The organism is Paenibacillus sp. 1A_MP2, assembly GCF_052244825.1.
GTDB classification, from domain to species: Bacteria; Bacillota; Bacilli; order Paenibacillales; family Paenibacillaceae; genus Paenibacillus; species Paenibacillus vandeheii.
This window is the reverse complement of sequence record NZ_JBQQCS010000001.1, coordinates 2,427,953-2,449,833: the sequence shown is the minus strand read 5'-3', so window position 1 is coordinate 2,449,833 and position 21,881 is coordinate 2,427,953. Positions and strand designations below refer to the sequence as shown.

At 48.1% G+C, this 21,881-nt stretch carries 19 protein-coding genes and 2 pseudogenes; 2 read left to right on the top strand and 19 right to left on the bottom strand.

Translation table 11 applies throughout. From position 1 onward, the window contains the following. Positions 1 to 5 precede the first annotated feature (5 nt). From ACTWJ7_RS11965 to ACTWJ7_RS11885, 17 genes and pseudogenes are all read right to left on the bottom strand, one after another. Positions 6 to 521 (bottom strand): hypothetical protein, encoded by a 516-nt coding sequence (locus ACTWJ7_RS11965; RefSeq protein ID WP_301878063.1) that lies wholly within the window; start codon positions 519 to 521, stop codon positions 6 to 8. After that, positions 521 to 748, bottom strand: coding sequence for a pentapeptide repeat-containing protein (locus tag ACTWJ7_RS11960; protein WP_443146368.1), 228 nt, complete (start codon positions 746 to 748; stop codon positions 521 to 523). Before ACTWJ7_RS11960 ends, ACTWJ7_RS11965 begins: the two co-directional genes overlap by 1 nt. Beyond that, complete coding sequence (locus ACTWJ7_RS11955; protein ID WP_443145483.1) at positions 745 to 1,626, bottom strand: pentapeptide repeat-containing protein; 882 nt, start codon at positions 1,624 to 1,626, stop codon at positions 745 to 747. The genes ACTWJ7_RS11960 and ACTWJ7_RS11955 overlap by 4 nt, the downstream gene beginning before the upstream one ends. Positions 1,627 to 1,662: 36 nt before the next feature. Next, positions 1,663 to 3,078 (bottom strand): phage baseplate assembly protein V, encoded by a 1,416-nt coding sequence (locus ACTWJ7_RS11950; protein ID WP_076288032.1) that lies wholly within the window; start codon positions 3,076 to 3,078, stop codon positions 1,663 to 1,665. Positions 3,079 to 3,099: 21 nt separating this feature from the next. Continuing rightward, entirely contained in the window at positions 3,100 to 3,732 is a 633-nt protein-coding gene (locus ACTWJ7_RS11945; protein WP_301878064.1) for a hypothetical protein, read from the bottom strand. A gap of 32 nt (positions 3,733 to 3,764) precedes the next feature. Then, positions 3,765 to 4,007, bottom strand: coding sequence for a hypothetical protein (locus tag ACTWJ7_RS11940; protein ID WP_443145482.1), 243 nt, complete (start codon positions 4,005 to 4,007; stop codon positions 3,765 to 3,767). Positions 4,008 to 4,024: 17 nt separating this feature from the next. Continuing rightward, entirely contained in the window at positions 4,025 to 4,537 is a 513-nt protein-coding gene (locus ACTWJ7_RS11935) for a hypothetical protein (protein WP_443145481.1), read from the bottom strand. Positions 4,538 to 4,568: 31 nt separating this feature from the next. Beyond that, positions 4,569 to 7,218, bottom strand: a pseudogene (locus tag ACTWJ7_RS11930) (molecular chaperone). 32 nt (positions 7,219 to 7,250) lie between these two features. Continuing rightward, the gene (locus ACTWJ7_RS11925; protein ID WP_301878068.1) at positions 7,251 to 7,940 is read right to left on the bottom strand and encodes an iron-dependent peroxidase; all 690 of its coding nucleotides are present in this window, start codon (positions 7,938 to 7,940) and stop codon (positions 7,251 to 7,253) included. Positions 7,941 to 7,947: 7 nt separating this feature from the next. Further along, the gene (locus ACTWJ7_RS11920; RefSeq protein WP_301878069.1) at positions 7,948 to 9,240 is read right to left on the bottom strand and encodes a normocyte-binding protein; all 1,293 of its coding nucleotides are present in this window, start codon (positions 9,238 to 9,240) and stop codon (positions 7,948 to 7,950) included. Further along, positions 9,240 to 11,159 carry a serine/threonine protein phosphatase gene (locus ACTWJ7_RS11915; protein ID WP_443145480.1) on the bottom strand — a complete coding sequence of 640 codons (1,920 nt, stop codon included), beginning with the start codon at positions 11,157 to 11,159 and terminating at the stop codon, positions 9,240 to 9,242. Before ACTWJ7_RS11915 ends, ACTWJ7_RS11920 begins: the two co-directional genes overlap by 1 nt. After that, the gene (locus ACTWJ7_RS11910; RefSeq protein ID WP_301878071.1) at positions 11,125 to 12,006 is read right to left on the bottom strand and encodes a PP2C family protein-serine/threonine phosphatase; all 882 of its coding nucleotides are present in this window, start codon (positions 12,004 to 12,006) and stop codon (positions 11,125 to 11,127) included. The genes ACTWJ7_RS11915 and ACTWJ7_RS11910 overlap by 35 nt, the downstream gene beginning before the upstream one ends. Further along, positions 11,991 to 12,524, bottom strand: a complete 534-nt coding sequence (locus tag ACTWJ7_RS11905) for an FHA domain-containing protein (RefSeq protein ID WP_072734549.1) — start codon at positions 12,522 to 12,524, stop codon at positions 11,991 to 11,993. The genes ACTWJ7_RS11910 and ACTWJ7_RS11905 overlap by 16 nt, the downstream gene beginning before the upstream one ends. A 42-nt stretch (positions 12,525 to 12,566) precedes the next feature. Continuing rightward, positions 12,567 to 13,139, bottom strand: coding sequence for an FHA domain-containing protein (locus ACTWJ7_RS11900; protein ID WP_443145479.1), 573 nt, complete (start codon positions 13,137 to 13,139; stop codon positions 12,567 to 12,569). 21 nt (positions 13,140 to 13,160) lie between these two features. Next, positions 13,161 to 13,622: a J domain-containing protein gene (locus ACTWJ7_RS11895; protein WP_301878073.1), complete on the bottom strand. Its 462-nt coding sequence runs from the start codon at positions 13,620 to 13,622 to the stop codon at positions 13,161 to 13,163. Positions 13,623 to 13,748: 126 nt separating this feature from the next. Then, a complete protein-coding gene (locus ACTWJ7_RS11890) occupies positions 13,749 to 14,174 on the bottom strand; it encodes a membrane-associated protease 1 (protein WP_301878074.1) in 426 nt (141 codons plus the stop codon). 182 nt (positions 14,175 to 14,356) lie between these two features. Further along, a pseudogene (locus ACTWJ7_RS11885) lies at positions 14,357 to 16,524 on the bottom strand (transcriptional regulator). A 573-nt stretch (positions 16,525 to 17,097) separates the two neighbouring features. Between ACTWJ7_RS11885 and ACTWJ7_RS11880 the strand changes: the two are divergent. Together ACTWJ7_RS11880 and ACTWJ7_RS11875 are read left to right on the top strand one after the other, a co-directional pair. Continuing rightward, positions 17,098 to 19,008 (top strand): vWA domain-containing protein, encoded by a 1,911-nt coding sequence (locus tag ACTWJ7_RS11880; protein ID WP_443145478.1) that lies wholly within the window; start codon positions 17,098 to 17,100, stop codon positions 19,006 to 19,008. Next, on the top strand, positions 19,005 to 19,163 hold the full coding sequence (locus ACTWJ7_RS11875; RefSeq protein ID WP_443145477.1) for a hypothetical protein: 159 nt from the start codon (positions 19,005 to 19,007) through the stop codon (positions 19,161 to 19,163). The genes ACTWJ7_RS11880 and ACTWJ7_RS11875 overlap by 4 nt, the downstream gene beginning before the upstream one ends. A 182-nt stretch (positions 19,164 to 19,345) precedes the next feature. On the opposite strand, the gene ACTWJ7_RS11870 is transcribed toward ACTWJ7_RS11875, so the two are convergent. Both ACTWJ7_RS11870 and ACTWJ7_RS11865 read right to left on the bottom strand, forming a co-directional pair. Beyond that, positions 19,346 to 20,938: an FAD-dependent oxidoreductase gene (locus ACTWJ7_RS11870; protein ID WP_301878076.1), complete on the bottom strand. Its 1,593-nt coding sequence runs from the start codon at positions 20,936 to 20,938 to the stop codon at positions 19,346 to 19,348. Beyond that, positions 20,928 to 21,881: an ROK family protein gene (locus ACTWJ7_RS11865; protein WP_301878077.1), complete on the bottom strand. Its 954-nt coding sequence runs from the start codon at positions 21,879 to 21,881 to the stop codon at positions 20,928 to 20,930. The genes ACTWJ7_RS11870 and ACTWJ7_RS11865 overlap by 11 nt, the downstream gene beginning before the upstream one ends.

The window sequence follows — 21,881 nt, the reverse complement described above, 5'->3', positions numbered from 1 at the left end:
CCTTTCTAATTTGTTTGCTCCAACTCCAACGGAATGAATTGCACTCCCGTGACATCTCGCCGCAGAATGCTCTCAGCCAATGCTAGATTGACAATGATTACGGTTTCGCGCATCTCCATCAATTGGAACAGAGGTACCTCAGGGAATTCTTGCTTTAGCACGATCCGCTCCAGACTTCCATCCATTCGCCTACAAGTATGGGGAGATAATACGCTTGCCAGCGCAGGAGGGTGAATGGCCCAATATGTCTCCTGGGTCATTCGCTCCTTGTCCGTTAATACGGTGGCCCTTCGCTTGAGATGGGGACAATACAATATAAGTGTTTCAAGCAATTGATCTGAAACCAATGGGACAGGCTGTTCCAAATAATCCGTATAATCCACATGGAATCCGCTTCGTACATAAAGGTTAATGGCTGTATGCTCACTGCCCGAATCATGAAAAGCCTGATTCCAGACCCTGCGTTGCAGTTCTCCGACAGGCTCTGTCTCTACGCGGTGTATCCATCTGGGATCGGCCATTAGACGAAAGTATCGGATAACCCTCGCCCCCTCTCGGCATCGTCAAAAATCGCATCCTCCACATCAGCACCATCCCATAACGTATCTGTCAGATTGGCTCCACGGAATATGGCTCCACGAAGGCGTGCTCCTCGGAAGTCAGCACCTGAAAGGTTTGAATTCTCGAAGTTAAGCGCATCGTATTCTGGACCCTGAACGAGTCCTTCCGGATGTCCTGCCTCCCCTATGATCTCCCTGAAAACAGCATTTTCCAGAGAACACCCGCTGAAATCTGCCCATATAGAATGCTTCCGGTGAAATCGGTGTTCTCCAGACTACAATTGCGCCAACGTGTCTCTATCAAGACACAGCGTTGAAAATCGGTAGAATGCATATCGATACGATCGAAACGGCTGTAACGAAAATCCAGATCGCTGCATTCCATTTTGCTCATATCCAGTCCCTGAAAGTGCGCGTACATGACCTCCAGACCATCACTTTCTTCCAACGCTTCACCAATCTCCTCAATGCTCCTATTCCTTCGATCAAGACGAAACACGCACTCGCTGGCATCCAAGTATTCTCCCACACGTACTTCAAATATCTGTTCCAGTTCCATAAGAGAGTTCCACTCAAAGTCCTCCAGCGCGCGAGAGCTATGGCGTATAAAATGCACAATATAACGATTCACCAATGCCGCTTCCTGTAGCATGATTCGGTCCAGTTCTACCGCTGTAACGGTTCCTTGATAGCGAGGAAGTTCTTCTCTTAGTCCATTGAGCATCCGTTCAAGACACTCATAGGCCCAATCGAACGAATAGAACGAACGGATGGGTGCGCGATCCAGCAACCATGAAGCATCGCATGCTTCGACCAGAACATTCATATCTCCTCCAAGTAGTTCAGTTCGCAGCATAGAATATTGAATATAAGCGATCCGTCCTTTCGCTCCACGCTTTTGCACATCGCTGACTTCCTGAATCATAAACCTGAAATGACTCAAGAACTCGGCTGTCAATTCCGCATGCCTTGTATGCAGCGTATGCTGCAAATCATCCATAAGCTTGTCCCGCGCAGGTTTCACCTGATGGGTATAAAAATGTAATACAGATTCCTTGCGAACCATTGGAACTTCCCCTCCTGCCCTTTCTGTCATACCATGCTAGTTGGCTTTCACTTCCGATCCACTCATTTTTGCCTGTCCATCCAATTTGAACGTTCCTCCTCCACCTTCGAGCAACAATTGCGAATCAGCAGACAATGTTATTTTCTTCCCAGCTTTGAGCGAGATATTGCCCCCAGCAGACATACGAACCTGCTGGCTTCCGATGATCTGGATGCCCTCGTCCCCGCTGAGCCGAATGAACACCTCGCCCTCTTTACTGCTAATGGAAATGGAATCTGGTGTCAGTCTGATTTCCTTTCCATAGGGCGTTCGGAAAATTTTATGGTCCGGTTTGTTCAATTGGTTCGTTCCGGTTATCTGGTTATCCAGACGAGGTGCTCCTGTCGCGTAGGCCTCTTCTTCATTTTGCGTTGGAAAATAGACAGCCACCGGATCCCCCACTTCAGGCATGACATACCAACCTGTCTGCCCCTCTGCAATGTAAGGCGACTGATACAGCAGCCACAACGCTTCCTCTTCCTCCTGTTGTTCATCACAGTCCAGCTGCACTCTGACATGACCGCCATGTACTGAAAGGATGCGACCAAGCAATGAGCTTCCAGCAATTAATGGATTGTAATATGTCTTTTGCCGCAGTCCTCTATGAAGGCTAAGTACATATTGGTGTTTCACGATCCCTCCCACAAGCTCGGTATATGCCTCAGTCACATATAGGCTCCTGCCCCGGAAAGTAATATGGTGTCCAAGCTCCATGACCTGGTCTGTCTCGATTTCGTATATAATGAAGTCCGATTCATTGACCTTTAACGTATCGTTTTCTGTAAAGTACATGAATGGCGTCATATTTTTGCGGATTGTATAGCGTGTATTGTCTAGGTCAATTGAATTTCCGTGCTCAAAGACGCCAAAATAAAATTTTGGGCTATCAAACTGGGCGGCAGGCATCAAGCTAGTGTGAAAGCGAGAAGCAAGTCTCCTGAGAAATGCCCAATCCGTTTCTTGATATTGCACAGCAACCTTGGCGATCTTGGCCCCGCCTGTTCCCTCATCAATTACATCAAGTCCCGGATAATGCTGATCCAGTTCCTTTAGCAAATCGGGCAACGTCATTTTGACATTTTGAAACGTTCGCGTCCTTTTTGTAATGTCCATCCGGTATGTATGCGAGATAGCCTCCACTTGGAGCGTATATACGCCTCTCACAACCTGCACTTCAACAGATAACGGAATGCCTTTGAACAACGGACTTTTGTTTCCATCCTCATCTTTTTGCCATACTTCAATGGAAGTATCACGGTCCGTTACATCGACATAGCGATCTTTCCATTCCTCGGACACCATACCCTTAAACACGAGCCGAGTGTGCTCATTCATCTTTTTGCGGATCGTCAGTTCTTGCAAATGCAGCAGTTCATATGGTTCAATAAGCAGATTCTCATAAGTCAGACTCATGTTCCCCATCTCCTTTCAGTCTCAAAGGATCGCAAGTGAGTTCAGAATCATCTCGCCAGGCTCCTGCCAATCCCTTTTTTCTTCATCTGTGCAATTAAATCCGTATACAAGAACGGACTGGTCCAAAATCGTAAAACCGATATGGTTGTAAATCTGATTATTCAACCCCTGTACGGAAAACTGGCAATAGCCCATGACATGTCCCATTTCTGTAGTACGAACGCCGTGTTTGTCCCATTGTCTGATAGGCTGCGTTCCGCGAACGACATTCGCCATCGTTTCGGTAAAGGAAGTCAGTTCCGCTTCCGAAATTCGATGCTCCAGCCTGTTGAACGTAAAATTGACCGTGCCTGAGTCGTTCGTGTAGATCCATTCCGGCCGATGAGACGAAGGATACTTTATGCTCGCTTCCTTCTCTAAAATTAAACGCAACGAACGGGGAAGGGATATGCTCACCCTACTGTCATACAACTCAGTGCGTTTTAGAAACACATTCTCCTTGCTAATACGAAGCATCGTTGGCAGATCTGCTGAAGCAACAGCTTGAGATTTATATGCAGATGAAACCAATTCTTCTTCTGCACCATTCTGATCATCTTCATTTCCACGTTGGCTATATAATATTGGAATCACTTTGCAATCAAGATATTCCATATGAGGAACACACTTCCTTTCCTTTTAATGAATCAATCCACAATCATACGATGCGGTCCGCCCACCGGCATACCCGAACGTCCCGTTCCCCGACCTGCATTCGCCAGTATACGATCCAGATATCGATGAATTTGCGCATTATCGTATTCTCTGTACTCCAGCCCCAATCGACTGGCAATGTGATGCAAAATGACGCTGCGCGCAACCGTTCCTTCATTAAGACACATCATGGCGAAGACCAGATCCTGGGGATCAGAGGTGCCCGTTCGAAGCAATCTCTCGGCATAATCCTTCATGACAACAGGGGATAAGGTGCTTGCCCCCTCGGCTGCATAAGGGACATGAATGACATGCAGCGTGTTGAACTCCGTTGCCAAATCGGCAAAGGTCTGGTAGTCCCGTCGCAGCCGGGCCCCTTCTTCAGCTTGAATCGAGCCAGCTCCAACTCTCCAGATGTGCATGTTGTCTCTTCATCCAAGAGCAGTTCCGAATGGCTTATCGTCATGTCACTCACGGTCTCCTCCGCAGTAAACCGAAGCTTCAGCACATTGACCCGGCCCGTAGCTTGGTATACCAGTTCCATAGGCTCTGTCAGCATGTAAAGCCTTCCTTTATGCAGCACCATCCCAGGGGAGACGATCAACTTGTCCGGGAACACTTCCACCTCTGCACCTGCAAGGATGCCATCTGCATAACCGCGATAGTACAGTTCGATGTAGTCTCTGGGGAAATCACGTAGCCCCTCCAACATGGATGTTTTCAGAATTCTTCCCTTGTTAAAATGCGGATACGAATATGTGAACATGAGCGGTGTTCCTCCTTTCTGCTCTTGGTCCTCACTTCATTCCGTCAAAGAAGTCGAGTTCCGACAAGTCTGTTTCAAATGGAAGCAGCTTCTGCGGCCCCAGATACAACCGTTCATTCCTGCGGGCAACCGGTAATACATGAAACCCCCAATGACGGTCATCCGGAAAAACAAAAAACTTCGTCTCTCCATTCACAATAGAGTCCGTATCATCCTGCGGGATTTTATCTCCGTACTGATCCCGGATGTCTTCGTAGAGCACCTCTTTATAGGCATCCAGACGGTTGGCATAGACGAATTTCTGTCTCAGCTGACCATCGCTTCCGCTCAGGTACAACTCCACTTCTGCCGTCTCGAATGGACGGGAAATGCAGCCCGGAATGCCGTCACTCCGATCCAGACTGCTGATCAGCATTTTTTCACGTCCATTATGCGTGTAGGCACTTACGGTATAAGGAATTACAGCGGCATCATGCGTGATATCGGCTTGAACGCTTCCTGTTTTGCGGGCACTCTGATAACGAATCGCCCCTCGAAGGCAGGCAAGTTTAAGATCAGGCACACGCCCTTCCGCAGGTTTTTGCCGAAACTCAATGCTTCTGCCTGGAACGAACTCTTTCAGCGCTTCCCGAAATACATCAATGCGGCAGGACTGACCTGTCAACTTGATAATCGAATATTGGCTCATCCGCCCTTGCCGATAGAAATCATCCAAAAACTTGCGGACCACCTCATAGATATCAGCCTTAATCAGCTGAGTAATTTCCTTGATATTAAACACCACATCGGGGAACTCATATTCATCCTTCAGTTCACCACTACGTTCCACGGACAGAAACCAACGTTCCATGGTCGTGATCTGCAGGTCACTATCCCCATCGTCCTCCATCTCCGAGTGGAATCGGTTACGCAAGATGCCGGTTTTGCGGAAAAATTGCTGCTTCATCTCTTCTGCGATTTCCCACAGAAAGTAGAAGTTGCCTCTCACCCGAAGATACTCATCTCGTGAACGATTCTCTCGACGCGCAAACGCAGTCGGGATGATATGTTCTGCCTCCTCATAGCGTTGTTCCAGCTTCTGATAGACGGATTTCACACCTTCTTCGTCCACTTGACGGAACACATCCGCACCCGGTGCCTCGATCAGGCTATCGATATCCGTCACCTGACGTCGTCCGCTATAGTAGTCGGCGAATACGATCTTCATGAACTGCATAATACGATAGGTAATGTTGTGACCTCCGAAGTTGGTATCCCCATTTTCGTAAGTGGTATGGATATCCAGCTTGTACGCCATATGTCCGTCCTCGATCGTAAATGCACAAGATGACAAGTCAGTTGTTCCCCGCCACAATCAATCACGAGCGCATGATACGTCTGCCCTTCCATGAAAGCACCGCGTTCCATCCCGTCAGCAAGGGTGTTATAGAGCACAGCCATTCCCTCATCCAGCGCATATGCCTGCTCAATCCGATAATCCGGAAGCATCTCTCCGAACATCTGCAAAAATTGTGTTTTCATCTTCACGGGACTGGTAAAATGCACATGGCGAAACTTACACTTAAACTGATGCTCTGCCGTTCGGATGATGTAATTCATGTACGCACGCAGCAGATCCATACGAGAAACCATGGCCGCATTGCCATGAACATCGACGATCTCTTCTATTTTGTTGTAGTTGTTCACCCAGCGCTTCATGCTGCGGAAGACACTCGCCCGGCTGCTGTACCCTCCCCGACGCATGCTTCGCAGCGCTTCATAGCCGAACTCGTAACGAATGTTCGCTGGATCCGAGCACTCCGCCACACCGATGGCCGTAGGCAGGACCTCGATCCAGTCCGTGTCTTTGTATGTAGGGTCGGGAAAAGCCACATAGTTAATGGCATCCATACGAACCCGCCCATTCAGCAAATCCTGGCTGCTTGGTGCCTGAATATAACCATTATGCAAATAGGCGCCTGCCGTCGTGTTGGAGGTGCCAAAGTCAATTGCAAGTACAGCGTCTGTCGGTTCGAGTTCCCGGATGTCCAGATCGGCCAGTGGAATTTGAGTATATTGAATATGAACCGGAGGAAGAGGCCTGCTAGAGTAATAGGTCTGATATAGATATTCCGAATCGCGTTTACGGAAAAGAGAAGACTGTACTGTCTGTTGCCCGATCGTTTCCAGGTCGATCCACTTCCTGCCGTCAAATAAAAGGTTCCGGATATGGACTCGTCCTTAACCAGATTAAAGATGCCACACAGCTCCATACTCTCATTGACCAAAAGTACGTTGGATTCAGTTAAACCACCCGGCGCCGTGACTACGTACTGATCCAGCTTGTCCACTTTCAATCCTTCGAACAGAATCAGCCGCGCGGGCACACTAATACCTCCATCACTGCTCATAGGAGCCGTCATATGACGAGAAATGGCCTTTTGTATGCGCTCGAATCCGCCTTCAACAGACTGATCGATCCACAACACATCGTCCGCTCCCAAAAATTTCAGAATAATCCGAATCAGTTCTTCACGCTCCGTGCGGGGCCCCAATCCCTCAACCAGTCGCTCCTTGTAACAAATATTCCGTAATTGAAATGTCGTCATGTCCATCAACTCTTCGCGCGTATAACGCATGGTTCCTCTGGCCCGTTCCCTGCCCGTGGCATCGGGATACAATCGGTATGAATAGCCTTTCATCTATACTTCCTCCTTACAACTGCTGATGCTGCTTAATATAGGGCAATACCGTCCTGTATCATCGTATAGTCCACATCCAGAATGCCAAAATGATGACCCCAGTATATTTCCGTGTCAAAACGAACCGGCAGGAAGAGTTCAAGAATCAATTCCAGCTTCTCCTTCGCTTCCGTCCGTTCTGCCTGACCAATATATAAGAGCAATTCATCCTTCTCCTCACAATTGGCATAAAGGGTTGAACGCGGGAACATCCGGACAAGAGTATCCCTTAGCAGATGAACGGCCTCTCCCGTATCGTACAGACGGAGAATATTGCAGGCGATCACTTCCTGTTCCTCTCGTCCGAACAACTCCAGTCGCCGCCGTATCCGTTTCCCGTATACACCCGAATGCATATCATTCAAAATGAAGCGAATGTAATACTCCCTTTTATTCATCCCCTGCATCAAATCCATATCCGCCAGAAAATGAATGACCAAATCAAAGAGCGTCTCCCGCAATTCCACCTGCTCTTCGTTATTGATATCGAACAAATCCCTGAAAATATCAAAAAAACGATAATACGGATTGACTTCCATCGTACGTTCCACGTCTGAAGCATTCAGGTTCGTATGACTTAATTCAATATAAGGCGAATATACACGTGCAGGAACAAAAGTTACGTCTCTCAGATCAGTTCCATTACGCTTGGCGCGAATAATCAGATCCCATATATAATTCATGTTAAGCTCACATCCATTCCCCTTCGCAGCGATATTCAGGGAAAGCCAACTGGATCTCAGATACCAGAAAGCTCAGCAAATCATCTAGAAAAATAGCCTGTTCTGGCTGAATTCCGTGTTTGCTGAACCTTAAAATCATTCGATGTTTATCTGCCTCAACACGGACATGATCGCTAACAAATCCATTAAGCGGGTACGTGATGCCCAAGGTGGGCCCAGGTGCCACCACTTTCACATCTTCCAGTTCCAATCCCTCCGCTACCTGGAAAGCATGAACCATGCGGGCAATCTCCCCTTTGGATCGCACAGAGCGTCCTTCCTGACGCGCATATTTACCCGCAAACCCTTCCCGTTTGTTGTTGGAAAAAAGCGGAAAGTCCATTCTACCGATTCGGGTTGTAACGGGACCGGCTATCTTCAGTACCGTCCATGAATCGGATTTCTCCAGCGGAGATACGATGGTGATATCTTCTTCCGATCTTTTGATATACCGAATATGCGATTCATCTCCATCCACCAGATATCCGTGTTCCGTTCCGGTTTTGCGGAGTGGTAACACATGTTCATAATTGATTCGGTCAGAAGCCGGGACAGGGAATCCACCCGTTTTCATATCAAGCTTCTGGATATTCCAAAGTGGGATCATGTTCGTTCTTTTATAAGACTCAAACTCCTCCAAATGGATTGAAAGTTCTTTGACCACATGCTGTTTGTCCCATGCATCTCCATCGTCCGAACCCACTAGAACACAATCAACGAATTTGAACACATAGGGTGCATTAATCGATTTCCATGGTAGGCTGTTTTTACGAAAGATCCGGTACAGTTCTTCAATTTTGGAGATATACGCAGTACTTGATTTCAACCGAACCGTTATGCCATGTCTGCCTTCACTCGTTACAATCTCCCCGCGGAATGTCCGATTACTTTTCAGCAGGGATTGGAGCTCCTGTTGCCCACATTCCATGTAGAACGTGAACAATCTCATTTCTTCCTTACGTGCCAGCGCTTCTGAAGCCTCACTCAAATAAACGGTCTGCGGTGTAGCATCCTCCGGAAGAATCGGATACAGAAATTCATGAATGGGGTCCAAATCTTCCCGCGGACATAATGTGACATATACATCGTGGCGTTCCTCCAGCGGTACCACCTCGTCAAACACCCGTTGCTCGATCTGTTTGTTTAACGTCTCCTGATACTCGACCAGATTAAGAAAAACGCCTGTCATGAGATCTTTGAGCATGCGACGTTGTTCCAGATCCTCCATCTTGTTTAGACGGTCACGAATAATATCTTTCATCACGAATCTCCTCCTTCCGTTGCTTCCAGTTCATTCGCTTCAGCCTCGGTGGTGTCGGTGCTTCCTTTAGCCTTTGATGCGGAATTAATGCTAGCATTGCTTGTCGTTTTCCCTGAAGAAGAACCGGATCCAGAAGCATCCACAGTTCCACTTCCGACCGAAGAGGCATTACTTGCAGGAGAAGTACTTCCCACTGAATTACCTGCGCTCATTCCTCCCGCATTCCCGGTCCAATCCGAGTTCGAACCAGACGTATCTGTTGTTCCTAACCCTGCCGCATCCTGAGTAAGATCAACCGCCGGTACAGGTGGATTCAGTTTCTCATCCAGCTTATTTATTTTCCGCTCCATAGCCAGCACGCGTTCCAACATATCGATCTCCTGATAAATTTCCTGTGCCGAAGCATAGGCATCCATGGCGCCACTATAATCTCCGGCTTCAGAGAAGCGGTCACCCTTCTGTTCCAGGGTATCGGCCTGAAGCTGTCTGGATTGGCGCTTGATATCCGCCCGTTTGGTTTCGGCAGTCTCCAGTTTGGTGGAAACTTCCTTCAGTGCCTCCTTGTATGCTGTTTCCGTGGCGGCCGTTCTGGCCCTTTTATACAAGATGATCGCTCCACTGTAGTCTCCGTTCTGGAGTTTCAGATCCCCCTCGGTGATCCAGTCTTGTACTTGCTGAAAGGTGGTCATCTGTTCCAAACGTTCCTGAATGACTTCACGGTTGAACATATTGTAGGACTCAGACAATTCCAGTGCTTTGGTGTAACTGGCGGTTGCCTTGGGAATATCTCCTTCTTTCAAATGAGCTTCGCCGTCAACCAATGTCTGAGCAGCAGTCATCTTCGAAGTCAGCAACTTTTTGTGCACAGGGTCCTTTACTTTGATCGAATTGTTGCGAGCAAGACTGTAATCTGAGACGGCCTTGGCGTACTCCTGTTCCTTCACGTACTGGTCAGCGTTCTGTTCGTATTGCAGCATATCCACTACCAGCTCGGCTTTTTTGGCTGCGCTTTTCACCGCGTAGAATATGCCGGCTCCGCCAAAAATCAGGAGCATAATCAACATGATGGCAATCCGTTTAATCCACTTCTTACGGTTCTTGGGTTCTTCATGAAAAATCTTGTTCACATAGATGGCTGCCGCACTATAATTCTCGATTCGCGAACGCTGCTTGCTAAGCATCACTTCTTCCAACGTATCGGCCAGCGCCTGCGGGTCATTGGCACCTTCCACCGCATCAATCATCTCGGCATCCTGCACGCCTTCCCATATTCCAGGTGTGCATAGAACAAGCACATCACCATCGGCGAGCTTGATCTTATCGGATACATACGGTTTGATCATGCCAGGTTTGCCCGCGTATTCATTCAGATTTCCGCGTTCATCATGCTGATCCACACGATCCTCTGCAATCTGGCCTTCGGCTGCCAGCTGGGCAGCTACACTATGATCCTTACTTTTTAATGCAAGCCTATTTCCCCGAAAATGATACAAGCGGCTATGTCCGGCAGATGCCCACACCATGCGTGTATAATCGGTCACAACAATGACGAAACCCGCTTTGAGCCTGACCCGGCGGCTTTCATACTGCAACCATTCATGCGCAATTTTGATATACTCCGTCAGTCTGCGTTTGGACATCGTTGGTTTTTCCAAAAAGGATTCCAGAATGGTCTGCACCGTGATCTGTGCACTATTCACTTCCGTATCGGTGTCGAGGCCATCTGCAATGACATAACAAGCCCAGTCTTCCAGCTCAACGCAGCCGTAGAAATCCCAATTTTTCAGGAAAGACCCCGCTTCCGAGACAAAAGCGGTCTTGAATTCACTGTTCTCCTTCCTCATCCGTCTCCCCATTTCCCGTCCCTGTGCGTTGCCCGATCCGTTACCATCCTTGCTCCAAAATGATAATCGTGGCATTATCCTGATGCACGAGCTGTTTTTCTTCGATTAAATCAATGATGGCCTGTGCTGCATCAAACGGCGGAATGTCTTTGGCCAGAATAGTCTCCAGTTCCATTTCAGTAAGGGAGTTGTATACCCCGTCACTGCATAACACAATCTTGTCCGCCGGCTGCAGTGCAAACGGCTCGTCCGCGATTTCCATTTGTTTAAAATGGTCGTACCCCAAATAGTTGACCAGCCTTTTGCGCTGCGGATTGTCAAGCGCCTCCTGCTCGGAGATCTCTCCAGACATATACTGTTCTTCAAGTTGGGTTTCCAGGGTATGCTTATGATTGATGGCAAGCAGCTCTCCATTGCGAAACACGGCCAAGATGCTGTCTCCTACCGCACCCCAATACAGATCCTTTCCCTTGATCATGGCAGACACCAATGTTGTCCCTCCGGGAACGCCCAGCAAATTCCGAAGGATGGCCTGATTTGCCGCATGGGAAGAAGCATCCCAAAACTCTTCCGGATCAGGAAACCGCTCCAACTCTTCAAACTCCCGGATAAATGTTTCCACGGCAGTCGTACTCGCCACTTTTCCACCGGACAATCCACTGATCCCATCGGCAAGTACAGCAAGTACACCATGCGGCTGCACAGCACAGGCAAAATAATCGTCCTGTTCATTGCGAGCACCAATGGTCTGTCCATTGCCAATCTGAACTCCAACCGGTCTATCGTCACGCTGCCTTACCGGAATCCGGCTTCGCACGAATAACAGCAACCAAATCAACAAACAGCCACCCGCAAGTACCCAGTAGGGCGTTAGCTCCTTGTCGTTCCACAAAATCATGAAGGTGTTCACTGCTGCTCCCATTCAAAGTGCACACCGCACAATGGAATGAAAATGAATTTACTTCGTCCCAATTGGATAACATCGTAGGCAGCCAGTTCCACCGGAGAATAGACCGCTTCATTGTTGTGATATGCGAGGCCAGAAGCATCGCCGGGCAGCAAATAGAAATTCCGCTTTTTGGGATCGTACACAATCACCGCGTGATTACGCCGAGAAATGGTGTTATCCCCGAGGATGCGAACATGCATCTCTTCTGAACGTCCAATAAAGTTCTTTTCAGCCATTATTCGATAATCCTGGCCCATCTGCGGACCCTCGATACACACCATCCATCCCGTTACCGGTTCAATTCCTGTCGTTTCGCCCAGGTAAGGCATCGTTCTGTCGTCCTCTGCCGTACGAGGTGCGCGTGGGACTGCACCCGCTGCCTCACCATTACTGGTAGCTGGCGATTCAACGGCCAGATTGCAATATGGACACGTATTGCCGTGCCGTCTCGTGCTGAACATATGTCCGTTTCCACATCTAGTCAGACTCATTTCGTTTCATTCCCCCGTAAGCTTGTATGATGTACGCCAACGTTATTTCACCAAAATGCGGGTATTGGCAATATAAATTAAGTCCCCTGCCTCAATTAGGCTGGGTTCTTCGATTTCCAATTTGGATGCTCTGCTTTGATTTCCTTTACGTACACCTACCCCACTGGCCGAGTCGATATCCTCGATAAACCATTGACCCGAGGCTTTGTTCAATACGGCGTGCTGCGAGCTAATGAGAGACGCATAGGGTGTATCGGACAGATCAATGTCAGCCTCGCTGTTCTTCGAACTTTTCCCGATCAAAACACTCGTTTCGCCCTGAATATACCATTCCTTCACACTTGTGCCGTCGTCGTCCAGAAGGACGAGCTTCACAACACGCGAAGACAATTTCTTCTTTTCCGTCTTGGTGGCTGGCATGTATTTAAAATACAGGTATGCTCCTCCAGAGAGGACCACGATAATTCCAGTTACCCACTGGGCACTACTATCCCGGTTGATGATAAATATGTAATACAGCACGGCTAACGAAATCATGGCGACGCAAGCGTCAAGCCCCATCGTCAATACCGACCTTCCTCGTTTCACTTCCATAACCTCCGCCTGAACCGGCATGATCCATAACGAGCTCCCGGTCTACTTTTTTCGAACTCCGAAATATCGGTCAAACATGGCGGACATATCCATTCCTTTATTGGGACCGGCTTTGCCACCGTTTGGACTTTCCTTGCCTTTGGGGTGATAGCCAAAAAATTGTTCGAACTGTTCCTGCATCCGCGACGGATCCGACCATACCTTCTCGGCATTTGCACTCCCAGACTTCGCATTGCCTTTACTGGATCTGGCTGTATCGGATGCTGATCCCTTCGCTTGACCTGTATTACGTCCAGTGCGAAGCTGCTGATCATACGCTGCTCTAAGCTCGGAATTTCCGAGTGCACTGTATGCCTCATGTACTTGCTTGAAACGCGCTTCTGCCTGTACGTCTCCCCCATTGACATCGGGGTGAAATTTCTTCGCCAATTGGCGATAAGCTTTCTTGATCTGCTCCGGAGAAGCTTCACGTTCTACACCAAGCACGGCATAATAATCTTTCATGGTATTCTTTCCTGCCTCCCTGCCGTATTCGGGCGTAAATAAAGATTAAGGGGCGCCAGGGCCCCTTAACATGACAGCGTTGTTCCGGACCAGAACTAACTGGCCCAAGACAACAGTTGTTCCCTTTTATACAGGGAAGCCGCCCTCAATTTTAGTGAATTCAGTTTTGTCTTTTTTCTGTTTGATGAACAGGCTGAACTCACCTACGCCTTCGGTATCGCCGAAACGTTCTGTGTAATCCACAACGAATGCGTTAGGCAAGTAAATTTTGCGTACCACTTGATCTGCTGCAACCACTTCCAGGGTTACTTTGCGATAGCAATCCGCTTTTTCAGCAGGCACGAGAGACCACAAAGCAAGTTTCATTGTGTCATCTGCATTGTCACCATCGGTTGCAGTGATAATTTTGCCGCTGATGCGAAGTGTTGCGCCTACATCTGTGGATCTAGCGTTGGAATCATCTGGAGTATCCGTGTCATACACAACTGTACGGATATTATCCATTCCCAATTCGATTGTTTCTACGCCTTCTACTTTCAATACAAAACCCATTAATAAAAACCTCCTTAAGATTAGGAAAAATGTGCCCGGCATGCTCCCCATCTCGGGAGAGGCACCGGAATATATGTATAAAGGCAAGACGATAAAATCTGCCTCTAACACCAAAATAAATGTCTATAATACGTTGTTTGAAGAATCAAATTTAATAGTCAGACTTGTTCCAAGGCTGGTCCTTACACTTTCATCGCACTAGTGCCTTTAGTAATCATGACCTCCAGATTCTTCACGTTGCCGTTGAATACCAGGTCAATGTGGCACATGTTGCTCTTCTCATCGATGATAAAGCTCATGTCGTCGCCTTCCTGAATGATCGAATTGATCGACCCTCGAGTTCCCAGCCACCGGCTCTTCTGACTGCTCGGATTGTTGCTGAAGAATTTGACGATATTTTCATGTTTGAAATCACCGGTTTGGAAACGGAGCAAACGCTCAATGTAAGTACTTACAAGTGTTTTGTACAAGGAATCGAAACCATCTTCGGACATCGCCATGCTTCTTGCTTTATAGACGGTGATCCGCTTGATATCGCTATCCTGGATTTGGGCATTTTCGGATGAGAAAATAAATCCAAAGTTTTTTCGGTTAATCAAATCCTTAATGGTATTTGTAAATCCGGAAATTTCTTTGGTCATCGTTGTTACAACACGCAAGCTGTTGTCCCCGCCTCAATATCAAAACGCACACCTGGATAATCACGGTTGACGTTTTTGAAAGCCCCTTTCAGGTATTCCGGACACTGATACGCAGCAACAATCCCTGCAGATACATAGGAAGCCCCAACATATACGCCTTCAATCCACAGTTTCAGGATGTCTTCCTTCTCCTTGGAAAGTTCCACACCATTCTCCGTCTGAAGCATGCGACTGTCGATAACGACACCCGATTTCTCCTTGGGAATAATCGTGAAGTTTGGAGCACTCGGAATGGCAAACTCGCTGTATTCCTTGCGGGTCAACACTGCACATTTATCGATATACTTATCGATGCCTGCGGTAGCCATACTGCTGAACGTGGTTTCTTCTCCTGATTCGAAACTGAAGAACACCTGCACCTTGTAATCCTTAACGACTTGAAGGAGCATTGCCAGAGATTCCATGCTATTTCCGTCTTGTTTAACCACTTTCTCATTACCACGGAAACGGGCACGACTTACTTTGACTTGGCCTGTATTTTCCAGTTCTACGGAAGGAACGATACCGAACCAGATCGTGTCGGTAAAATCATTCTTCGCATTGACAGTGTTGAGATATGTTTCAAGCCGCGGAATATTACTGCTCTTGACGAGCATATCCAGCTTGGCATTGGAGATAAGCATGGAAGGAAGCATGCCTTTGTTTTTAATCGCATATTGGTCAAAGAACATTTTGACACCCAAGATTTTCTCGACCAGCGGTTTAACGGTTTTCACAAAATCATCCTTGGCGTTTTTGTAAAACTCCAGGTATGTGTTGTAGTTCTGCACTTCTATAGCTGTATCCACTTCAGACTGAACTGCAGGAAGCGGGCAGAATGTGCGGACCACCAGATCCTGCACATACGGCGAAGGTGTCTCGGAGAGCGAGTCATAATCTTCGGCAAATACTTGCGTCAAATCAGTGCTTGTTGCTTCATCGAGAAGCATCAGCTCGTTGTTATCACTCTTCGGAGCTTCGATAATTTTCAATTCTCCGCTCTCACCAATCGTGAGTTGCCCTACCTGAATCGCCTCGGAAGAAGTTTCTTCTTGTGCACGGCCCAGCAACAAACGGGTCTTGATATCTTCAATGGCGAGAGGAAGCATGGCCATGACATTGTTGTAGTTGCGGCTTGCATCTTCAAACATGACGTTCAGCTTATCTCCGATATCCAGCTTCTTCGGGTCGCCGTCATCCAGCTTCTCATGCTGGCCATACATGTAATGAATTTCCTTCCGTACCTGACGAATGTCATCCATGACTTTCTTCGGTGAGATCATATCGAGCAGATTTTCAAACTTGAAATCAACGTTCGTAATACCTTGACTGCGTTTGGTATCAATTAGGGTGAACAGCATTCTCAGAAAGTCGTTACTATGGTCGATCTTGATCTCCGAGATAGCTTCGTCCGGGATACCTTCCGGCTTTTTAAGCGTATACATGACTTTCTGGTTTACCGCATTGAAAAAGGAGTACACGCTAGGTGAGAACTTGTCCAGGAACTCATCGAAGCTACGAACAAGCAAATGTTCGTTAATCTCCTTGATCTTATCGTCACTCAGACTGTCGATGCCCTTAACATCACCGACAATGGTGATCAAGTCCAACTTCTCGGGATTAATTTCTTCAAAAAGCATCGTTCGGTTCGTTTGATTAATAATGTCCATTCAGGCAACATCCGCCAAGATGATGATCCATTGGGCGAATGCTTCCCCCTCCATCAATTTTTGACACTCCGCACGTCTCTATCAGCCTTCGGTCATGATTCAGGAGAATCACTACACCCAGCAAACACAAGACCAATAGAACGAGCTGTCAACATACGACTGGAACTTATGTACCAGATTATGCCGTTTGCTTTGGAGATTTATGGAATTCATCTTAATCATCAGCGATATGTTTTGTCAATAATACCCACTATAGGTCTAAAAGCTCATTTTATAACCTTCGATATACCTATAGAACTAATTTTTGGAATTCGCTTCACTTCCTTACGAATCATGCCGATGATATAGAATATCCTATAATTTGGATGAAGTTCAATGATTTAAGACTAGTGGGGTTTTCCCCTAACCAAGAGTAAAAATACTGAAAGTATGCGGTGTTGCATTATTCTCAATTGATGAAAACTACGCATAACGGCGTTATATCGCGATTAAGCAAAAGTTATTCAAAAAAATTTAATATTCCCAAAAAATGTAGCGAAGTTTTCAAACCAGAAAGGAGATTCGAAGCCTCACATGATATTAATTAAATGCAAAAAAATACTGCTTTCCCTATTGGTGATTAGCATTTTAATTCCAGCAGGGAACATTGGCAGCATCTACGCGGAATCATCTGTCAAGACCCACGCGTATGAAGGGCTCGATGCCATGTTTGTCCTGGATGTTAGCTACTCTATGAATGAGACCGACAAAGATCGCATCGCCGAAGAAGTTATACATATGTTTATGGATATGAGTAGTGGACCTAAGACCCGACTGGGATTCGTAGCTTATAATGATCAAATCACTTCATCCGTACTTCTAATGGATATATCATCCTCTGGGGCACGAAATAACCTTCGTAGTCGTGTTGATGGCTTAAAACGCTCAGGCTATACAGATCTTGGACTTGGCTTACGCCGAGGTGCGAGTTTGCTTGAACAGTCCCAGACGGACAAACGAAAGCCATTTATGATTTTGCTCTCTGATGGGGAAACGGATTTGCGTGGCTCGTCGAGCAGAACACCAGCTGATTCATCCAAAGATGTAGACAAGGTGATTGAGATGGCTCAAAAAGCTAATTATCCAATCTATACCGTCGGACTAAACCGCGATGGTACGGTTAACCCCGCTGAACTGGAGCGGATAGCTCAGGAGACGGGTGGATCTTCCTTTATCACGGGAAGTGCAGACGACTTGCCTGAAATTTTTAACCGGATTTTTGCAGATCAGATTCAATCTGTTCTTGTATCTGTGGCGGCAGTAACAGCAACAGGGGCAATGCAGGAGGTAACGGTGGACATTCCCAATTCAAGCATGGCGGATGCCAACATTATCATGCTCTCTGATCATGCTGTCTCTGAAGCTCAGCTCTATTATCAGTCCAGCAATGTCAGCTTCATCCGATCTGATAAATATGCTCTAATGAAGATCATTCGTCCGGTCAAAGGACAATTCAAACTGAAATTCAAGGGGCGCAGCGGGGATCTGGTGAAAATCAACCTACTCGGTAACTATAACGTGTCTGCTGTTGCAAATATGGCAACGGAACAGCCAATTAAGGGGAAAAGCATCACATTTGAAGCCTCTCTCTACGATCAGGCTGTGGACCCTAAACCCATTCAGGATTTGAATGTTTACAAGGGACTTGAAGCAGAACTCATTGTGACCCCGTCTGATGGAAAAACAGAGCATATCCCTTTGACCAATACAGGCAGCGGATTTACGGGAAAATACACTTTTCCAAAATCGGATCTATATACATGGGGTCTTCGAATTGATGGTCCTGACTTTTATCGGGAGATCACTCCCGTTGAAGTAGACATTACGAATCAGGCCCCTGTAGCAACAGGGGAATCCATAGTGTTATCCAAAGACAATAGCAATACAGAGGTTGAACTAAGCAAGTACTTTAAGGATGCCAATAATGATCCATTAACGTATGCCCTCGCTGAAGGTGGTAATGAGCGCAAACTCGGAGATGCTGTCATTGAAGGCAATATACTGCGCTGGTCTTCGCTTCACACCGGTAGTTCATCCATCAAAGTGACCGCAACGGATTCTGAAGGCGCCAGTATAACCGCAGACATCCCGTTGCAAATTCATTCTTTACGTGAAAAGGTACTCCTATATACGGGACTCGGTCTCCTCGCAGCTGGTGGTATCTTCGCACTATATTGGTTCGTGCTGAAACCAAAACCTGTATTTCGTGGAAGACTGGAAGGCTACTTCTTGGCTACTGCGAACGGAGAAGATATCCCCGTAACGAATTGGCCACTGACTTCATTGGAGCGACGAAAAGTAAGTCTCAGTGAACTATTTGATCGAATGGACATTGGGGTTAAGGTACCAGAGTCAGGACGAATCTGGCTGGAAGCTGGTAAAAAAGAAACGTTATTGGTAAGGCATGACACGAACTGTACAGTCGTTCGGGACGAACACCAGTGAAACCCAGACATACAGAAGCTCTGGAGTATAATGAAAAGTTGTATATTACGTTTGAAGATGGTGTCACGGAGATTGAAATTCGATACAAAGCCATCAAACCAAGTACCAATATCTATGTAGGACAAAAGAAAGATCCACAGCAGGCCATGGGATAATCATCGCAGTGTTGATGAGAACGATCATCTGCAATGACACTATTGTAAAAACAGATGCACAAAGAGAGTTAATCGACTTATAGAAAATGATTCCTGTTCAGAACAGGAATCATTTTTTTATCCCTTTGGTATCTCTAGTGCTTATGTGTTGTGAAGGTAGCAACGTTCTCTTAAAAGTCTATCTAACACTCCCCTGCCAGCTCCGCATCTGTCCAATGAAGCTGAACACCCTGGCGAATCAGCTGTTCCAGATAGGCGTGAAGATGCTTCGCCGAAGCCCTCACCTCTGAGGGCTCTACTTGCTGTGCAATGGCATAAGCGGCAAGGGTGCCGGCAGCCTCGCCAATATTCCATTCGGTGGGATGCAGACGGTAACAACCGTTCGCAATCTGGGTCATGGAGATATTTTTGCAAGCCGGAAGCAAGTTCTTGACTCGCACCGGGATGAGTGCACCCAACGGAATCTCATAGGGATGGTTCGGAATATAAAAAGTCCGCTGGCTCACGGTTGTTGGATGGAGATCCAGATGATAACTGCCGACCCCCACACTGTCCTCGTAACGTTTGGCTCCCTCTGCTCCGCGCAATTCCTTGCTCACATCCTGCTCGGTAATGGTATATACGCCTCGGATTCGCCGTGATTCCCGAATATACGGCGCTTTCGCGAGACCGTCTTCCGTACCGAGCACATCTCCACGCAGCCTTACGCCCGGATAGCCCTTTCCGCCGTCCAGGCGGGGAGCTGCTGTCTGAAGCCAGTATACTAAGGAAAGAGTTAGTTGCCTCGCCGCTTCCAGATGCCGCTCGCGTTCCTCCGGCGATACGCCAATGATCGGCCCGGCGTAATAATCGTTCAGTGCCCAGTTGAGCAGCGTAACTTCACCATCATTCAGTGGCTCTGTCCATATAGCCGGGTCAACGATCCGCCGATAATCCCACAGGGAGGTTATGCCTTGATCATTCGGGAACATCGTGAACTCTTTCAGCTTGGAGGTATCTTTGGCATCCGAAGCGTACCAGCTCAGGATCGGATACAGCGAGAACGAGGGAATATACTGTCGCCAGTAATCATAATCCCTCGGACGGGGGATCGTGAAATCTCCACCCGGCATATAATCTACTGCCGCCACATGGGTAATCGACTGCATGTCTAGCGGGTCCGCTTCATCCAGGGCATGTGGCTCACCCGTATCCCGCCGAGATTCCGCTCCACTTACATACTCTACTCCCGCAAGGGGAAGCAGATCACCGCATTCTGTAGCATCCAGATAATAGGCACCCTGGAGCTTAATCAATCTCCCGCTTCGCCCTTCACGCACAATCACGCCTGTCACCCGCTCACCTGCTGTATCCACATGAACTGGCACGGTATGATAGAGCACCTCGATCCGACCGGTATTCACGTAAGGGGCCAGCATTTCATGCAAAACGGCAAGCGCGACCTTCGGCTCATGCGCCAAGCGGCTCACCCAGCCATTACCGGGATTGAGGACAGGATTGCTCTTGGCAGCCTCCGTAAGCGGGTAGTTCCGTTTATAGTAATCTCTGACCCTGCTGCGGAACTCGCGGTACGATGCTGTGCTGCCAGATTGTTCAATCCAGCGGTGCTCATCCGGCGGCACTGCCTGTGAGGTTAATTGACCGCCAAGCCAGTCCGTCTCTTCCGTCAAAAGCACCCTCTGCCCTGCCTTCGCTGCAGCCAGCGCAGCCGCCGTCCCACCAAGACCTCCACCAATAATGATGATGTCACTGCGTTTCTCCTGTTCAATTCTCATGCTTTGTCTCCTCCCCTTCACTTCCGCCAGACCAGCCAACTCCCTCCTCGCGCAGGCGTTCCAATGCCAGCTGCGCCGCCCCGAAACAGCCTGCCCAGTTACCGAGTTCTGCTACGGATACCCGGTCTGCTAACCCGACACTGGATAGCTTAGCGGTAAGCATCGGCCACCATATAGCCTGGGCTTGGGTCACTCCGCCGCCAAGAATAATCACTTCGGGATCTACCGAGGCAGCGATATTCTCAACAACCAAAGCCAAATCAGCTATGTAACGCTCCAAAATGTACAGCGCCGCTGCTTCTCCCTGGCCTGCAGCGGTCATAATCTCTCGACCATGAGTATAGATGTTGTCCTTCTGTTCCCGCGCCAACCGCAGCAGTGCACTACCGGAAATATATTGCTCCACACAGCCGCGTTTACCACAATTGCAGGGCCGACCTTCAGGCACCAGAACGCTGTGTCCCCAATCGCCTCCACGCCAGTCTCCACCCCGCAGCATCCTGCCAAATGCCATGTTGGCCCCTCCGACCCCGGTTCCAAGAGTCAGCATCACCAGGTTCTGCTTACCGCGGCCAGTACCAAGCCACGCCTCGCCGAGCAGTGCAGCATTGGCGTCGTTATCGGCAGTCGAAGGCAGGCCAAATTCCCCGGTTGCCCACTCGGTTAGCGGCATTCCCTGCCAGCCAGGTAAATTGTTCGTAGCGTGGATCACTTCTCCCGTTTCCACATTCACCCTTCCCGCCGAGGCAATGCCCAGTGCCTCCACTTCTCCATAGCTAGACAGCAGTTCTCCTACTAACCCACAGAGCTGACCAAGTATGGCCTTCCGCCCCAGTCGGGCCTCTGTTGCATACGTAGCCTCCGCCAGAACAACTCCGGCTTCATTGATCACAAGCCCCTTGATGCCTGTGCCTCCTACATCCACGCCAATGACCTGCGCCAT